Annotated in this window: 7 protein-coding genes; 1 reads left to right on the top strand and 6 read right to left on the bottom strand. The window is 42.0% G+C overall.

The features are described 5' to 3' along the window. Positions 1-75: 75 nt before the first annotated feature. The 6 genes from ID165_RS19015 to ID165_RS18990 form a co-directional block, all read right to left on the bottom strand. A complete protein-coding gene (locus tag ID165_RS19015) occupies positions 76-3333 on the bottom strand; it encodes a VCBS repeat-containing protein (protein ID WP_192346986.1) in 3258 nt (1085 codons plus the stop codon). A 1-nt stretch (position 3334) separates the two neighbouring features. Beyond that, positions 3335-6634, bottom strand: a complete 3300-nt coding sequence (locus ID165_RS19010) for a VCBS repeat-containing protein (protein WP_225586833.1) — start codon at positions 6632-6634, stop codon at positions 3335-3337. An 8-nt stretch (positions 6635-6642) separates the two neighbouring features. Further along, positions 6643-7203 (bottom strand): hypothetical protein, encoded by a 561-nt coding sequence (locus ID165_RS19005; RefSeq protein ID WP_192346982.1) that lies wholly within the window; start codon positions 7201-7203, stop codon positions 6643-6645. Beyond that, positions 7190-10474 (bottom strand): VCBS repeat-containing protein, encoded by a 3285-nt coding sequence (locus ID165_RS19000; protein WP_192346980.1) that lies wholly within the window; start codon positions 10472-10474, stop codon positions 7190-7192. Before ID165_RS19000 ends, ID165_RS19005 begins: the two co-directional genes overlap by 14 nt. 186 nt (positions 10475-10660) lie before the next feature. Next, entirely contained in the window at positions 10661-12148 is a 1488-nt protein-coding gene (locus tag ID165_RS18995) for a RagB/SusD family nutrient uptake outer membrane protein (RefSeq protein ID WP_225586831.1), read from the bottom strand. Between the two features lie 17 nt (positions 12149-12165). After that, a complete protein-coding gene (locus tag ID165_RS18990; protein ID WP_192346978.1) occupies positions 12166-15186 on the bottom strand; it encodes a SusC/RagA family TonB-linked outer membrane protein in 3021 nt (1006 codons plus the stop codon). A 626-nt stretch (positions 15187-15812) separates the two neighbouring features. Here ID165_RS18990 and ID165_RS18985 point away from each other — a divergent pair. Beyond that, positions 15813-18470: a DUF5686 and carboxypeptidase regulatory-like domain-containing protein gene (locus ID165_RS18985; RefSeq protein WP_192346976.1), complete on the top strand. Its 2658-nt coding sequence runs from the start codon at positions 15813-15815 to the stop codon at positions 18468-18470. The last annotated feature ends 123 nt before the right edge of the window (positions 18471-18593 follow it).

Here is an 18593-nt window from a genome sequence, read left to right as displayed (position 1 = left end):
CTAGGATATAGTTCACTTCAATTCGTTCTGTTTGAATCTTAAAGCTATTGGAAATTAAGTAAGTAACAAAGGTTTTTAATCAAGTTTGATCCACTGTAACGGGCTGGAATTACCCGCCCCTATGCCCAACTGTTTCCCATTCACCAGAATAGATTTGATCTGCCGTATTTCTGATTTGGATGAAATTGTATGTTGTAATTCTTTCTTGACCCAGCGATTATTTTGCCATTGAAATGCGGAGAAAGGCGAAGCGGTACTGGTTCCTAGATCTACCCGAAATCCTGAAAAATTTCCGCCAAGTAAAATTGTTTTGCCCTTCTCGTCCCAATAAACAGACATAATAGGGGAGAACTGCGCTTGATCAGGAAATGCCTCGAAGACAAAGCTTCCATCCGCTTGCTGGAAATAAACCCCTGAGTGGAATTCGTAGACAGCGCGACGGGAAGTTTTTGCCAAAATTTCTTCAGCGAATAAGTCAGCAGGGCTGGCTATTTCTGAATAGCTCTGATAAGAGGAATGTTTTCTCTTGATACTGGGGATTTGCTTGATCAAATCGTCCCGCGAGGGAAAAGGAACTAAGTGATCTCCCTTGTAATGAAAAATTATGGGATCTGCTTGCCCATTTTCATCGAAATCCCCATAGTAAAGCCAGACGGGCCTTTCCTGACTTGCTTTTAATTTGCTGTTTAGTCCAAGGTTCCCTGTTAGAATATCCGGCTTACCATCTCCATTGACATCAGCGATTGCCAGATCTTGAATCCATCCGGATGAGTATTCCAATCCAGAGATTACTTTCTTTTCTAGCAATCTTCCTGTTTTATTTTCAAAAACCCGGATTCCCTGCCAGTCTCCTGTTAGGATCAATTCACTTTTTCCATTGCTGTCTATATCTGCCCAAATGGCCGAATTGACCATTCCTAAATCAGTGCCCGTTCCAAACCATTCTTTGGTTCGATCTTGAAATATTCCATTGCCTTGATTTATTAGTAACACACTTTTTGGACTTGCTCCATAATCACCGCCCACCACTGAGCTTCCCACAAAGATGTCCAAATCTCCATCTTCATCTATATCGTGAATAGCAAGTGTGGAGGTGTTTTCTCCTATCTTGGGAAGAGATGGGGGACTGAATAGGAAATTACCTTGTCCATCCCCAAAGAAAAGACGGTCGAAGTTAAAAAGAGCACCGCTTGGGTGTTCATTGCCACCGCTGCCCACATACAAGTCAAGATTTCCGTCTCCATTGAAGTCCGCAAATGCGGCTACCACATCTTCTGCCTTGGAGAACTGGATAAAGATGCCATTTTCCTTTTTTTCAAATTTCCCGCCAGGAAGCTGAAGAAATAAAGCTCCTGTCTGATCCTGAGCACCTCCCACATAGATATCGTCAAGACCGTCCCCATTTACATCCCCTACTGCCAATGCAGGCCCCATACTTGCAAAGCTTTTTGGAATCAAGTATTCCCGTTTCGTTTCGTCTAGCGTGGTTTTCTCCTGATGTTCCCAGGAGATTTCGGGATAGATAAAAGAGCTCTCAGGTAGCTTTGTTTTTATAAGTGCTTTTCCTGCGCCTTGAGTTAAGCTCGATGTTTGATTAACGGCAATTTTACTAAAAATCTCTGCTGCTCCATCCGGCCAATTTACAGAGACAGAATCTATGGATTGAGTGTCCCCCAACCCAAAAACGAGCGTGGATGACATGCCGGACATAAATCCTCTGCTACCTGCATAGTGCTGGAATAAACTTTTTCCTTCAAAGTACACTCCCACTTTTGCTCCCATTCCGAAGGTGTTGTTTCCACCGGCTTTGAGGTTGATTCGTAGAAAGGAATTGCCTGATTTCTCCGAGTGATTTTGATAGATAAATGCAGGCTGATTCAGGTTGTTTATGACAAGGTCTAAGTCTCCGTCATTGTCCAGATCTGCGTATGCAGAACCATTGGAATAGCTCGGCCGGTCAAGCCCCCAGGCAATAGCCTGATCAGTGAATTTTAAGTTGCCCAGATTTTGAAAACTAAGATTAGGCAGCTTAACTGTAGGAAGCATTTCAATCTGTTTTGCCTGCAAGTCTTTCGGTGCTAAGTTTGGGGCACTGCTTTGATTGTATTGGATGAAATCGAGGTCATTTGGACGCTTTTCTATCCCATTGGTAATATGGATATCAGGAAGTCCGTCATTGTCCATGTCAAAAATAAGTGGGGACCAACTCCAGTCTGAAGCATGTACTCCGGAAAATAGCGCAATCTCACTGAACCCGTTTTTTTCCTGATTAAGCTGAAGGTGATTTCTTACGTATTGGTCGGCATAGCCAAACTGTTTTTTAATCTGATAGACTTCAGGCTTGTCTTCGCCTACGGATTTCATCCAGATTTCAGGGTCTATAGGAAGCATGTCCGTTGTGAAGATCTCAGGTAATCCGTCACCGGTGAGATCGGCCAGATCATTTCCCATGCTATATCGACTGGTATTGGAAATCAGGCTTTCCAGAGATTCTAAGAATGTACCATCCTGCCCGTTTATATACAGGTAGTCATTCTCGGTGAAGTCATTGGAAATGTAAATATCAGGCCAGCCATCCGCATTGATATCTGCTACTCCTACTCCAAGGCCGAATCCTAAAATGCTGGAGTAAATCCCCGAAGCTTCGGTGACATCCTCAAATCCGACTTTCCCTTCCGAAAGCAGATTTTTAAACAATTTATCGCCCAAGGCATCCGAATTGACTCTGGAATCTGCAGGAGCGAAAATTTCCGGAGATTTGATAGCGTGATTCAATAGGTACATATCCAGATCTCCGTCCTGATCATAATCCAGAAAGGCGGCCTGGGTGCTAAATCCGACGAAGTCTAGTCCATAAGCTGCCGCTTGATCTTCAAATTTCCCCTCTCCCAGATTGATGTATAGACGGTTTTTTCCGGTTATACCTTTATAGTTCGCTACTTGACACACGTAAATATCCAATAATCCATCTCCATTCACGTCGGCCATGGTGACACCGGTGGACCAGCCTCCTTCTCCGCTTACTCCTGCGGATTCCGTGATATCTTCAAACTGGAAATTGCCCTTGTTGAGGTAAAGGCGGTTGGAGGTTTGGTTTCCAGCGAAATACAAATCCACCAAGCCGTCATTGTTGATGTCTCCCACAGCGACTCCACCACCATTGTAGAAATAGAGATATTCTAGGATATTCAGTGTATCTGATGAGATAAGTGTGTTTTCGAATTGAACCCCTGTCGCCTCTGAAGACATTAATTCAAAGAGCTTTTCTTCTTTCTCCCTGCACGAAGAAACAAGTCCTATCCCCAGTAAAAATGCAACAGAAAATTTCTTCATCTTAGTAGTTCCAGATTTCTGCGGCAGCACTGTTTTTTACGACTAACAGTTTGCCATCTCCAAGAGTCGCGAAGGCTCTAATGTCCCCTTCCAGCTGAAGGCCATGCTCCGCATTGGGCCAGAATTCAAACGTTCCATCTCCCTTACCTAGAAGCACATCTCCATAGCTAGCGTCGTATTTGCCTACTTCAGGCTTCGCATTGAATAAATTTCCGCCGAGGATAAGGTCTTGAATTCCGTCTTTATTTAGATCAGCGACGTGGATGGCAAAAATATAGGATCGCTGAGCCATTCGTGAAAATGGTTTCCAGATGAACTTCCCATTTCCTTCATTCATCAGTACCCCTGATTCTAGGTTGTTGATTTCGCTGATGATAGATTTATCCAGAATTTCTTTGGGGAAAATATCTGTCAACGTTTGATTATTATAGTTGCTGTACCGCATGTAACGCTTCTTTATAGTAGGAATTTGCCTTTCCAGCTCATGTTTCAACGTGTAAGGTACTTGTACATCACCTTCTTGTCTGGTGAAAATATGCTCAATAGAGCCGTTCTGATCAAAATCGTTTAAGTACATCCTTACGGGAGTACTTTCAGATACTTTAAACCGTGAGTTCAGCCCATTATTTCCCAAAATCAAATCAGGCAATCCATTTCCATCCAAATCAGCTATTTCCAAAGTTCTGTACCATCCTTTCAGATTTTGCAATTCCGGCATTTCGATTTTTTGAAGTTTGGAACCGGTATTTCTAAAGAAAATAGGGGCCATCCACTCGCCTACAAGAACAAGGTCTTTTTTGCCGTCATTGTCCCAATCTACCACTTTGGCATCGGTGACCATGCCTAGTTCTTTCATTTCCGGAGCAAAAGAGGCGGTTTGATCTGTGAAGTTACCCTGACCGTCATTGATCCAAATGCTGCTACTCGCTGGAGCACCATACACAAAAGGAACCAGTCGCCCTCCAATAAACAAATCCGGTGCTCCGTCTTCATTCAGATCCAGCACTTGTACTACTGAGCTACTACCCCGGTTAGAATTGAAGCCGGCTTGTATGCTTTTGGCGAAATTGCCTTTGCCATCATTCAGATACAGTCTATCTGTAAGCTCGGGTGATCCTAGGCTGGATTCATTTCCTCCCGATACGACCAATAAATCCTCGTGTCCATTTCTATTTACATCAAAGAATACAGCGTCTATATCCTCTGAGATAGCATCTGCGTCAAATGCGGGTTGATTGGATGGTTGGTATTTGCCTGATTTTGATCCTAGGAAAAGTTTCGCTGAGAAGCCTTTGGCTCCGCCAAAATATAAGTCTTCAATTCCGTCACCATTTACATCCGCTTTGGCGAATGCAGGACCTTCGGTAGAGTACATATGGAATGTCAGCCGATCTCTGTCGAAATCCACCATTGGGTTTTCCTCATGGGTGAATTCTATCTCTACTTTTTCCCGATTGTGGAATAAGGCAGCTTGTGGTTTAGCGAAAAAGCTTTCGTTCTCGCCCATCAGCCTAGCTTCCTCCCATTTTAGCGTCAGCAATTCATCAGCAGGAATATTTTCGACTTCAGAGATACTGCCATCGGGCCAGAGAACTTTGACTTGATCTATTTTCTTTATTTTCCCCAAACCTATGGTCAGCTTAGGATCCACGGAGGACTCAAAGCCCCGATTCGGCATTTGTTCAGTATAGAAAACTTCGTCTCCTGCAAAAATCTTGACCTGCGCGCCTATAGCCTGCGTGTTTTTGCCTTTTCCGATCAGCTGAATTTGAAGGGAATGGTATTCAGGATTAAGTTCTCTCCCCCGGTTTTTGAATATGCTGACAGGTTTATTGACGTTGTTGACCACCAGGTCTAAGGTGCCGTCATTATTCAGGTCTCCATAGGCAGCTCCATTGGAATGAATAGGCTCTCCAAGCCCCCAGTCACCCGCGACATTTTCAAAGTTTAAATCTCCGAGGTTTCGGTACGCATAATTTGAAATAGGAGTGATGGGAATAGGGTCAACTAATGCCTTATAATCCACGCCATCTTTCGAAATTATTTTGATTTTGGTTTCTTCATTATCTATGAAGTTCAGGTAATCCAAGTCAGTAATGTCCTGATAAATCCCATTGGCGACGAACAGATCGCGTTTGCCGTCATTGTCCATGTCAAAAATCAATGCTCCCCAGCTCCAGTCTGTTGCCTCCACATTGGCTAGCCTTCCCATCTCGCTGAAGGTACCGTCTCCATTATTGATATGGAGCATGTTGCGGGAAAATTGATAATGGTATCCGTGGGTCTTGTTGAACTTGAATTTGTCCCAGTTTTCGAAAGTCGTCACTTGCTTCAGCCGTGACTGAGGCTCCGGAAGCATATCTGTCACAAAAATATCCAGCAATCCGTCTCCGTTGATATCAGCGATATCAGCTCCCATGGAAGCAGCGGATATAGAGCGCATGGATTTTTCCAACGATTCTGTAAACGTGCCGTCTTGGTTGTTGATGTAGAGATAGTCTTTTTCAAAGAAATCGTTGGAAATAAAAATATCAGGCCAGGAATCTTGATTCACATCACCAATGGTAATCCCTAATCCAAATCCAATGATGGATCCGTAGATCCCAGCTTCTTCGCTGACATCTGTAAATTTCCCATTATCATTTCTGAAAAGCTTGTCTCCGCCCACGGAATCCCGCTTTGGGCGTTCATTTTGCATTTTGTTGAAGCTACCGATTGCTTGGTAACTGTTGTTCAGCAGGTAGACATCTAGGTCGCCGTCCTTATCGTAATCAAAGAAAACTGCATGGGTGGAAAATCCTTGGTCAGCAAGCCCGTATGCTTTAGCTTGCTCTTTGAAGGTGCCGTCTCTTTGGTTGATAAAGAGTTCATTTTGCTTATTGTCTCCGGAAATATCACCTGAATTGCACACATAAATATCAAGGAAACCATCACCATTCACATCTGCCATTGCCACTCCTGTACTCCAAGCACGGGTACCGGCTACCCCTGCTTTATCTGTTATATCTTCAAACTGAAAGTCTCCTTTGTTCAGGTATAATTTATTTTCTCCGAGGTTGGATGTGAGGTATATATCCAACAGTCCGTCGTTGTTTATATCTCCCAGGGCAACACCTCCGCCGTTGTAGAAATTCCGGTAGGTGAAGATGTTAAACTCCTCATCGAATGGAAGTTCATTTATAAAGTCGACTCCGGACGATTCCGGGCGCAAGGATTCGAACAGAGTTGTCTTTGTAGACTCTTGGGTATGGTGACAGGACAAAAGCATGGCAAAGGCCAGGACTTGTATTATACTTCTCATTAAAAATCTCATTCTGTCATTTTCTGAACAGGCAGATCAACTATTTCTGCCCTTACACTTGATAAATGTTTTTTGAAAACCCGAACTCTCCTGTTTCCATCCATTTTTACGAAAACTACTTGAGAACGATCTTCATTTGACACTTCGATAAATCCTTTGCCATACCATTCTTCAAAGAGGTTAATTGTATCCTCCAGAAGTTTATCGGCATTAAGATTTTCATTCCAGGGAGCCCATCCGTCATAGGAGAACTCAATTGGCATAAGGTAAATTTTATCCTCATGGAATTTTGGGTAAAATCTCATCTTGGCGGGTTTATCTGAAGGCATTTTTAGACTATATTCTACGGAAAGTTCAGACGGCCCATTAGTTAGAATTCCTTTATGATTTAGCTCCCAGCACGTTTCATAAAATTGTTTTTTTGTCATCCCCAGTTCTAGCCCCAGATACAACTCATTTTCCACTTTTCCAGAGGATAGTTCATCTTCTTCCAGCTTTTGATATTCCGTTTTACATGAAAGCAAAGTAGAAATTAAGCAGGCAAGAAGAAGTGCGCTAGCGGATTTCATAAATAATCGGTTTGTCATTCGATCTAAATATTGCTACGTGTGTTTTTTTATTTATTGTTAGCTGAAGCATACTCCGGATTTCTCCATCTACTTTTATTCCGCTTTCTTCCGGTAATAAAACAATCCATTCCCCATCAGCATTTTGCTGCATGACCCATCCATAGCTTCCCAGTTGACTTCCAAGCTCCGGTTTGATTCTACTTTGATTTCCTCCTACTATGATTAGCTTTTTGCCTTGGTGCGAGAGTCCTTTTTCGATAGCGTAAATCGGAGAGGACTGAACTTCCTGTGGGAGATGTGCTTCTTTAAACGTGCCATCTCCTTGATTAATCCAAAGTATGGATTCTAGTCTGTCAACGGTTAAAGTTATGGATTTTGAGAAAATATTCTCCGGGAAAAGCTCTTCTAGAGATGTATTCCGATAAGAAGCATAAGTTGACAATTGCTTGCGAAGGCCAGGCAATTGTTTCAAGAGCGTATTTCTCATGGTCCAAGGGATTGATCTTCCTGATTTATGAGAAACTAGAATTTGTTCAATAGAACCGTTTTGATCAAAATCGTTGACAACTAATCGAAGCTGATTTTCAGGAGAGGTGTGTAAGCGGGTGTTAAGTCCAAGATTGCCGGCGAAAATATCAGGAAATCCATCTCCTGTTAGATCTTCTACGATAAGGGTGTTCCAAAGTCCGTTGGTCTTTTGAAAATTGGACGCCAATGTTGTTTCATGGAAATCGCCATTTATAAACGAAAAAATCCGGATGGGCATCCACTCTCCGCAGAGAATTAATTCCATATTGCCGTCTTGGTCGAGGTCTGTCCATTGGGCATCGGTGAGCATGCCGAGTGATCCGAACTCTTTGTTATAGGAATTAGATACATTAATGAAGTTTCCTTTTCCGTCATTATGCCAGATTTCTATTCCTGTTGGGACTCCATAGGCGAAAGGGACGGAGCGGTATCCGATAATCAGATCTTCATCCCCATCGCCGTCAAGATCAGTGGAAATAATAAATGCAGTAGGTTTTGGGGAGAATAACTGATCTGATTTGGCAAAAGTGCCATTTCCTTTATTTAGGTATAAACGGTCTCTATAAAAAGGAGAAAGGTTTGCGAATTCAATTCCTCCCGACCCTACTACGAGATCTTGTAGCCCATTTCCGTTGGCATCAAAGAAATGGCCCAGAATATCTTCTGCTAAGGAGTCCTTATCAAAGACGTTTTGATTTGAAGTGGTGAAAATCCCAGGGGCAGATTGGATCACTAGCGAGGATGCTTGGCCTTTAGGGCCTGGAATAAAAATATCTTCAAGATTATCATTATTGACATCTGCCTTTTCGGCTTTTGGACCTTCATTGGAAATCATCCAGAATCGAAGTCTTTCCCTGTCAAAATCAATGAAATGGTTTTCTTTATGTATGGAAGGAATAGGTAGATTGGCTTGGGTGAAAATAGTAGCACCTCGGGGAATAGGAGTGATTACTTCATTATTTTCTTCTGGTGAAGGAGTGATTAGTTGGTTAACTGCTACCTCTTTCAATAAGCTTTGACGCCCACTGGGCCACCGGATTTGGATTGAATCAATTGCGGTCGCATCACCCAGTCCAAAATGTAATCGGGGATCCACGGAAGACATGTACCCCTTGACTGGCTTGTATTCTTGGTAGTAAGAATTAGTGCCCACGTAGCAAGTTACCTGCGCTCCGAAGTTCTGGCCAAGATCTAGTTGGATATAGCTTCCGAGGCTAAGTTCATTGGTGTTGTTTTGATAAATAAATGCTTCGCCATTTAGATTGTTTACTACCAAGTCCAAATCACCATCATTGTCTAAATCACCGTAGGCCGATCCTGTACTGAAACTTAAAGCAGAAAGCCCTGATTTATCGGCAATGTTGGTGAACTGCCAATTTCCCAGATTTTTAAAAAGGTAATTTTGCTGGGGATTAGAGGGGAATTGATCGATCATGTTGATCAGCAAGGTAGAGTCACGTTTGTTACCTGCGATTTTATCTTGATTGTGAGAATAGTAATCCACGTAGTCAAAATCTGTCAAGTCTTTTACAATCCCATTTGCAACGAAAATATCTTTGAATCCGTCGTTGTCAGCGTCAAAGATTAAAGCTCCCCAGCTCCAGTCTGTAGCTTCGACACCGGCTTGTCTTCCTACTTCAATGAAAGCCGGGAATCCGGTGGCTGGATCAGCTCCAAGGTTTCTTTGCAGCGTATTTCTAGTGAATTGACGGTGATATCCGGCATTTATATTTGCCTGATATTTGTCCCAATCTTCTAGCGGTGTATTGGTTTTGATCCGTTCCAATGTTGCCGGAAGCATTTCTGTCACAAAGATGTCAGGACGCAAATCATTGTCCAGATCTGCAATGTCAGCTCCCATAGACCCTAGGCTCGTCTCTGGTATAAGTGCCGGAAGAACCTCGGAAAAAGTGCCGTTCTGATTATTGATGTAGAGGTAATCCCGCTCGAAGAAATCATTGGATACATACAAATCAGGCCAGGTATCCTGATTGAGGTCGGCCACAGTTATTCCCAGTCCGTAGCCGATGCTACTTCCGTATATATTTGCCTCTTCACTGATGTCTGTAAAACGGCCACTATCATTTCTGAAAAGTTTGTTGCCGCCTTCTTGATCACGAGTCTCCCTCTGACCCATCCTGAGATCGTAAATCCCCACCGACCTTGGAGAATTGCTGAGTAAGTACAGATCTAAGTCTCCATCCTTGTCAAAATCAAAGAAAACTGCATGTTGGGACAATCCTATTTCATCAAGTCCATAAGTGACGGATTGTTCTGAGAAAGTTAGATCGCCCTTGTTTATGAATAGCTCATTGTGTCTTCTTTCTCCGCCTAGCGGCCCTGATTTACAAACATAGATATCGGGAAGTCCGTCGCCGTTCACATCCGCAATGCTTACTCCTGTGGACCATAGACCTGTGCTTTCCAGTCCGGCTGAAGCGGTAATATCTTTGAATTTCATGCCTCCCTGATTGAGGTAGAGCTTATTGGAGGTCTGATTACCTGCAAAAAAAATATCGATCAACCCATCTTGATTAATGTCCACAAGAGCTACACCTCCTCCATTATAGAAATTCCGAAATGTGTAAGGATTTATATGTTCTGTGTACGATAGGTCATTTCTAAAATCAACCCCGGTTTCTTCACTACTTAATAACTGAAAAAGTGTCTTTTGTTTGGGCTTTTCTTGAGCGCAAGAAGCCAAAACAAATATAAACAGCACGAAGTGAAATTTGTGAGTCATGTAATTTTATGAAATCGAGCCTGCATGACGCAGACAGGAATGATCCCGGACCTATGAGAACACACAGAGGGATGATTATCTGTAATGCGAGATTCCATCTGACCTCTTAAAACAAATTATAAACAGATGAAAAAAGGAAGCATACTTTTAAAGTATACTCCCTTTTCAATGCATTCCAAAACTTTATTAATATCCTGGATTTTGTGTCAGATTAGAATTGGCGTTAATCTGATCCTGCGGAATAGGGAAAATATTTCGATAAGTCTCAGAGGCTGCTTTCTCCCACCATGGTTGATTGAATTTTCCAAAGCGTATTTGGTCAGTTCTTCTAGTGGCTTCAGCAAACATTTCCCGACCTCTTTCATCATAGATATTTTCAAGGGTCATATTTACAAATGGTGCTATCTCCGCACGAGCTCGGATCTGGTTGACGATTTCTGTAGCTTCAGCGATCTTACCCTGTCTGAATTTTGCCTCTGCACTTACCAGCAAGATATCTGCATATCTGAAAATAGGGTAATCGTTGCTTAAGTTGCTGTTCGAACCGGGTGCAAATTCGAACTTGCCGATTCTAGCTCCTTCTTGTCTCAAAGCTTTTGGAGTTAGTTCAGAAATGTTGGCTGTAAAGGTAAGTGGAGCTCCATCCGGATCTTCAGGTTCAAAAGAAGCATCGTTCAATCTGGCTCCGGAGGAAGAAAATTGAGGACCAACTATGAAGTTATCCTTTCTCAAATCATTCTCATCGTACGTATTATAGAATTCTTCTAGAGAAGCATATCCATTCCACGGTTGTTCTTGTAGATCATATGTCTGCTGATTCAAAGCATGCAAAGTCATCATCGAAAGATTGAATCCCGTTGCATTGTTTTCATCATAAGGTAGAGTTAGGATGTTTTCAGACGAACTTCCATTGTTAGTGGCAAAGTTTGCAAAATAGTTCGATGTAAGCGAATAAACTCCACTTGATATGATCTCGTCGGCTGCGGCTTCGGCTTCGGCCCACATTGGTGTGCCTATATACACTTCTGCATTCAAGTATAATTTTGCTAAAATCGCCTGTGCTGAATAATAATTGAGCACAGTTTTTTGATCCTCTTTTACTAAAAGGGCGATATTGTCTTTGACCGATTTTTCGATAAAGTCAAATACTTCTTGCCGGGAGTTATTTGAAGGATTTGGGCTTAAATTATCTTCAGTATTGATAGGAACATTTCCATAAACATCTATCAACCATAGATAAACTAACCCCCTGAGTATGGAGAGTTCAGCTTTTAATTCAGGGAAATCCGGATATTGTACTAGTAAATTGTTGATCTCTCCTATAGCAGTGTAGCAATAATCCCAAGTTCCGCTTATTGATGGCTCAGAAGGCTCCCAAGTATGTCGATGGAGACGCACCCATGCATTGCCATCTTGCCAATCAGGACCACGTGTTGGAACTACTATTTCATCTGACGAGACTTCATGCAAGGACCAAATACCGCCACTTGCACCCCAGCCCCCTATTATTCTAGAATAAGCGGAGGCTTTCAAAACCGGAATTAAATTTGGATCCGTACTATTATTCACTTGCTCTTGAGTAACTCCATCAAGTACTTCTTGATCCAGCTCCCAACAAGCTCCCATGAGCAGAATTAGGCTCGCTAAGAAAGTGTTTTTTATATGTTTAGACATAGCTATGTGATTTTTAATTATTTGAAATTAAGAGATAGCCCTAAAGTGAAAGATCTTACCTGAAAGTAGGTATTCATTCGTTCAATACCAGGGGAAAGAGCGGATGTGAGGCCGTCTCTGAGATCAGTTTCACTCAGCCTTGATCCTGTATTTATATTCGCATCGGTTAGTCGTGGTTCTGGATCTACTCCGGTATAGCCTGTAATGGTGAATAAATTTTGAGCTGCAAAATAAAGTCGTAAAGAACTAATATTCTTTGCGTTAGTTTTGAAGTTGTGACTTAATTCTAAATTGTCCAATCTGATGAAAGATGCATTTTCCACGTAGGAACTGTTATAAGTGGGGGCAGCTGTGACCAATGGATTAGTTGGGGTCTTATCTGTGATTACAGAATTATAAGCGTTCGATCCCCCATCTGCATTTTCATAGAACCCTCTATAGGAATTATAAAGGGTATGTCCCCATACTCCCCTAAAGAAGAAACTGAATCCCCATTGTTTATAGGAGAAGTTGTTGGCCAATCCAAACTCACCTTTAGGCAGCCCATTGCCCACTTTCTCAAATTCATCCGGATTTTCTGTAGAAAGTATGTAGTCACCGTCTTCGGTATATCCTTGCAAAATAGGTCCATAAGTATCTCCCAGTGTCTGACCCACTTTATTGTAAACAATCGGATTGCTATTCTGCCCTGGAGAACCTGGCGTGGCATAGCGGAGCTCATCAAAACCTAGTCCGCTTGCCGAGAAACTCTCTATTTTAGTTTTGTCATAAATTGTGAAATTTAAATTTGGAGTCCATTTTATTTGACCTAAGTCTACAGAATTTACTCCTACTGCAAATTCAAAACCGGCTGAGCGAAGATCGGCAAGATTAACCCAAGTTGTACTAACAGTATTGGATCTCCCAGGATCAAATTGATTTGCCCCCGGGCTAACTCTGACATTGAAAAGTAGATCGGAAATATTTCTGATATAGTAATCTACACTACCCGAGACCTTATTGTTCCAGATACCATAATCAATACCAAAGTTTAATTCTTGCTTAGTTTCCCATTTCAAAAATTTGTTAGGATTGGAATTCTGAACGATACCAACATATATGTCATTGGTTGTTTGAGGATCTCCATCTAGGTCGATTCTGTTGCCATTGGAAAAGGCACCTATAGCAAGAGTAGGTGAGGGAGGTAAATTTCCAGTCACACCAAATGAAACCCTAGGTTTAAACTGACTGATTGCTCCCATGTTAAATAGTTGGTTAAAATCCGATCCCAAACTAAAGGCAGGGAAAACACCTGTTTGGTTGTTTTCACCAAATCCGGAATAAGTTTCTGCTCTTACTGACGCGGAGAAGAAATAGGTATTTTTGTAGTTGAAATTAGCTCTTCCAAATAATGAATTCAATTGATCCTCATTGGCATAGGAAGACATTTCCGTATTGTTTCCCACACGGATTGCTCCTCCCCCGAGATTGTCCCATCCGCTATCGAAAAGGTATTGTCTGGAGCGAGCGTCAAAACCTTGGTTTTTGATAGATTGGAGGCCTGCTCCACCGAGAAGTGTCATATTCAGATTGTTGGCAAAATCTATTTCATAGCGAAGCGTTGTTTCAAATATTTGCCTCACTCTATCATTTGTAATGCGTTGAGCTGACCCCCCCGCACCAAATCCTACCGCAAAATCTTGTTTTGCCCAAAAATTTCCGATTAGTTCGTTTCTGGTATCCTGAGAATACTGGGCAGAAAGAGTAAGTCTATCCATGATATCATATTCTACCAGAGTAGAAAAAAGTGATGATTTGATCTCGCTTACAAACTTTTGTTGATTGACAAGTGCAATAGGATTGAAATAATCCGTAATGGAGCGCTGGAAATAACCGCCGTACTGGGCTGCTTCTTCTGTATTTTCAAAAATAGGAGCAGTAGGGTTGTAAATTGTAGCATATCTAAATGCGTCATTATTCACTCTAGCTTGATCTTCATTAGTCAAAGAAAGATTTACATTGAATCGCAATCTATTGTCCAATGCCCCCTGACGTATGTTAAGTCTTGCATTTAGTCGTTGATTTTCCACTCCGTTTATCACCCCTTGGTTATCACGGTAGTTGACAGAAGCGAGGTAATTGGTATTGTTGAATCCTCCGGAAACGCTGGCACTTGTCGAAGAAGAAAAGGAGTCACTGAGCATCTCACCTCTCCAGTCGGTACGGCTCCCGTAATCTGTCCCCCCTCTTTCAATAAATTCTTCTGGGGAAAGGATAGGAATCAGATTCGTCGCTTGGTTTATAGTCCCGTAGGTGTTGATTGAGACATTGGTTGTGCCTTCCCGGTTGTTCTTTTTATTGGTAGTGACCAAAATAACACCGGATGAGCCCCTAGCGCCATAAATAGCTGCAGCAGATCCGTCTTTCAGCACATCTATGGACTCAATATCGTTTGGATCAACGTTCTCTAAAGATGCTCCAATCACTCCGTCTAAAACAATAAGGGGAGAGGAATTTGCCCCAAAGGTTGAAAGACCTCTTAATCTGATATCGAAACCGCCGTTTGGATTACCTCCCGGACGGGTGATGGAGAGTCCTGCTACTTTGCCTTGAAGCAACTGAGCAGGATTGACCACATTACCTTTATTGAAATCCTCCGGTTTGACAGCTACTACTGCAGATGTGATTTCCTTTTTGTCCTGAGTACCATAACCAATCACCACTGCTTCTTCCAAGCTCTGGATATCCTCTTCCAGATTTATGGTGAAGTCGGTTTGATTTCCGATCTCGACTTCTTGGGGTAAATAACCTACAAATGAAATGACCAGTATTTGGTCTCCCGCTTGAAGATCTAAAGTGAATTTTCCATCTAAGTCTGTCGCAGTACCACGGGTAGTGCCTTTGACTATTACAGTTGCTCCTGGGACAGGTTCTCCAAAGGCTGGATCCATGACTGTACCGGTGACGGTTCTGCTTTGGCCATTTACCACAAGCGTAGCGCAGAAAATTAGTGCCAAGGCAAGCAGAAACGTCTTTTGTTTCAGTAAATAGTTTCTCATAGGGTTTGATTGTTTGATTAGGTTGAAATAGGCATGAACTCTATTGCTTCTATTTCGAGGCTAAAGTCAGGCATTAATTTTAATTTTGCAATTCTTAACATTTAGCCGGATTGAATATCGAAAAAAATGATTTAACGGAATAATGTAAAATTTAGGAATAGAATAATAAAAACACCGATTTTCTACCATAATGATAATGGAAATCGATTTCTATTTTGGAAAACTTATAAAATAGAGTTTTTTTTAAAAAGACTGAAAAACAATAACTTCGTTGATTTGTAAATTTTAAGGCGTAAAACATTTTTAAAAATTTTAGAAAAGTGACTGGTTCAACGTGATAAAAACCCCTGTCTCAGCAATAAGACCGGGTTCTTTTTCTAAATCAGCTGGACTCCTCATGAAATCGAGACGATTAAAATCATAATTAAAACACACAGGGAAATTATTGTTTTAGGTGTCAAAGATTCCGTCCCGGTTTCCGGGACAGGTGGTGACCTCTGGAAGAACAAAATATAAACACATGAAATAGAATATCATCCGGTTTTGGTGCTAAATCATCTTAAAACCAAAGTCAGATAAAGTCGTTTGTTGAAAAGCTGTTTATCTTGAGCTACAAACCGACTTTTATGAAAAAACAACTACAATTAGTACTTGTCTTATGCGTTTCTTTACTGGGGGTATTTTTCAGCAATCATTCAACAGCTCAAGGGATCAGGGGGAAGGTGAAATCTTCCGATGGCGAGCCCCTGGCTTATGCATCAGTTTACATACGTAATCTTGGCGATGGAGTACCCACAAATGAGGAGGGGAATTATGAGTACAAGCTTCCTGAGGGCATATATGATGTGCTAGTTCAATTTCTTGGCTACAAATCCCAAATCGAAACTATCATCGTGACAGATGAGTGGACTACCAGGGATTTTGTGATGGAACCTCAAGAATACACTTTGGCTGAAGTGGAAGTAAGGGCTGGAGCTGAAGATCCAGCATTGACCATTATGCGTAAAGCAATCGCCAAAGCCAAATATCATAGGCTTCAAATTCAGAAGTATAGCATGTCGGTCTACCTTAAGGGTACGGGGAAATTGACAGATGCACCTTTCTTTCTCAGGAAAACCATAGAAAAAGAAGGCCTGAAACTCAATGAGGCTTACACCTCAGAATCTGTTTCGAGAATCACTTTTACCCAGCCAAATAAGGTGGAGGAAAAGGTGATCTCAATCCGTACAAATGGAGATAATCAGTCCACTTCCCCTGCGCCCTATATTCAGACTACTTTCTATCAGGAAAAAATTAACGGAATCATTTCGCCCCTTTCCAGAGCGGCTTTCCAGTATTACAAGTTTCGGTACGAAGGAAGCTTTCTAGATCAGAATGTGGTAGTAAATAAAATTAAAGTAACTCCGAGATCCCGTGGAGAGCAGGTATTTGAAGGATTCATCTACATAATAGAGGATTTGTGGGCCATTCATAGTCTAAATCTACAGACATCTTTGCTGGGCTTTCAGATACAGGCAAAGCAGCAATATGCCCCGGTGGCCGAGAATGTCTGGATGCCGCTGACACACACCTATGATTTTGGAGGGAAAATTTTTGGGTTTGAGGGGAATTTCAAATACTTGGCCTCTACCCGGGAATATGAAATAGAGTTGAACCCTGATTTGGCAACTGTCCCCGAGATCATTGATGAAAAAGTGCAGGAGGTTCCTGATGAAGCGGTGAAATTTGATAAGTCTCTTTCAGCGTTGGAGCAGCTTGCCAAGGAAGAGCCCAAGACAAGGAAGGAGTACCGTAAGTTGATGAATGAATATGAAAAGCAGTCTTTGAAGGAGCAGAAGGAACCTGAAATAGTTCAAGAAACCTACTATGAGGTTGATTCAATGGCGAAAAAGTACAATCAAGCGTATTGGGATAGTATTCGTCCTGTGCCGTTGACAGAGAGCGAGGTTCAGGGATATCATCGGGATGATAGTTTGGCCACGGTGGAGGCGGCCAAGATGAGTGATGTGGACTCTGTCGCCAAGAAGGCAAAACGTAAATTGAGGCCACTTGATTTTATGAATGGAGGGTCATACAGCATGGGAAAAGGTGTTTCTATAGGATTCAAGGAAAATTGGACCAAGACCTCCTTTAACACTGTCGAAGGCTTCAAGCTGGGAATGGGGCTATTCTATAGAAAACAATCATCAACCAAGTTGGCTGATAGTGTGAGTGTGCTTCGCAAAAGTTTCAATATAGAACCTGAACTTAGGTATGGATTTTCCAGTGATCGCTTTTATGGAAAAGTGGATTTCCGATGGTCTAGCACCTTGCCGATTTCGGGAACTACCTTTGGTGTAAAAGGAGGGAGGTACATTTATCAATTCAATGGTGGAGAACCTATCAATGAGCAAGTGAATGCTTTTTACTCCCTGTTTTTAAGGCAGAATTACATGAAGCTTTATGAACAGGATTTTGCCCAGGCGTACTGGGCACATCGGGTCAATGGAGGAGTTACTTATCGTGTAAATATGACCTATGGTCATAGAAGGGAATCATTCAATACGAATAAGTATAGCATCTATAATAAATCAGGAAGGGAATACTCACCCAACCAACCGGAAAATGTAGAAACGGATCCAAGCTCATTTGGTGATCATGAGATTCTAAAATTGAATACTGAACTGGAATGGCGGCCAGGCATTAAATACGGGATCAGAAACGGACGTAAATATCCTATAACGGATAGATCTCCTTTGATCAAAATCGCTTATAAGAAGGCCTTTGGCAGCATAAGTAGTGAGGGAGCTGCTGCCGATTTCGATCATTTAGAGCTGGGCGTTCAGCATAATTATACTTTTGGTGTCAGCGGAAAGCTGGATTTCAATCTGTCAGCGGGAGCCTTTTTATCCAATGACCAGGTGTACTTTCCGGATTTTCAGCATTTTGGGGGAAACAGAACCATCTTCTCCAACTTCGGCCCGGCATCGAATTACCGCTTTATGGATTATTATAAATACAGCACCAATTCTAAGTATTTCTCCGGTATTGTACATTATCAGTTCAGAAAATTCATTTTTACACAATTGCCTATGCTGAGATTTTCGGGATTGAGAGAGAATATTTTCTTTAATTATCTAAAGACAGACAACTCCCCGCATTATTGGGAAGTTGGCTATTCCTTGGACAATCTGTTTAGGATCTTCCGGGTGGAAATCGGAGCAGGATTCGAAAATGCCGACTTCCTACGGGGCGGTGTGAGATTTGGGGTGGCCACCTTTATCAATGTGAATTTTGACAACTAGACAATAAAGCCGCCGAACTTCAAAGATTCCCTAGCCGACATGCGGGCATCCCGTCTCCTTTGTCAAGGGACAGGTTATGACTTAAAACAAAACATAAACGGATAAAATACCCATGATTTGTAC

It is taken from the genome of Algoriphagus sp. Y33, from assembly GCF_014838715.1.
Classification (GTDB): Bacteria; Bacteroidota; Bacteroidia; order Cytophagales; family Cyclobacteriaceae; genus Algoriphagus.
This window is presented reverse-complemented; position numbering and strand designations above follow the sequence as displayed.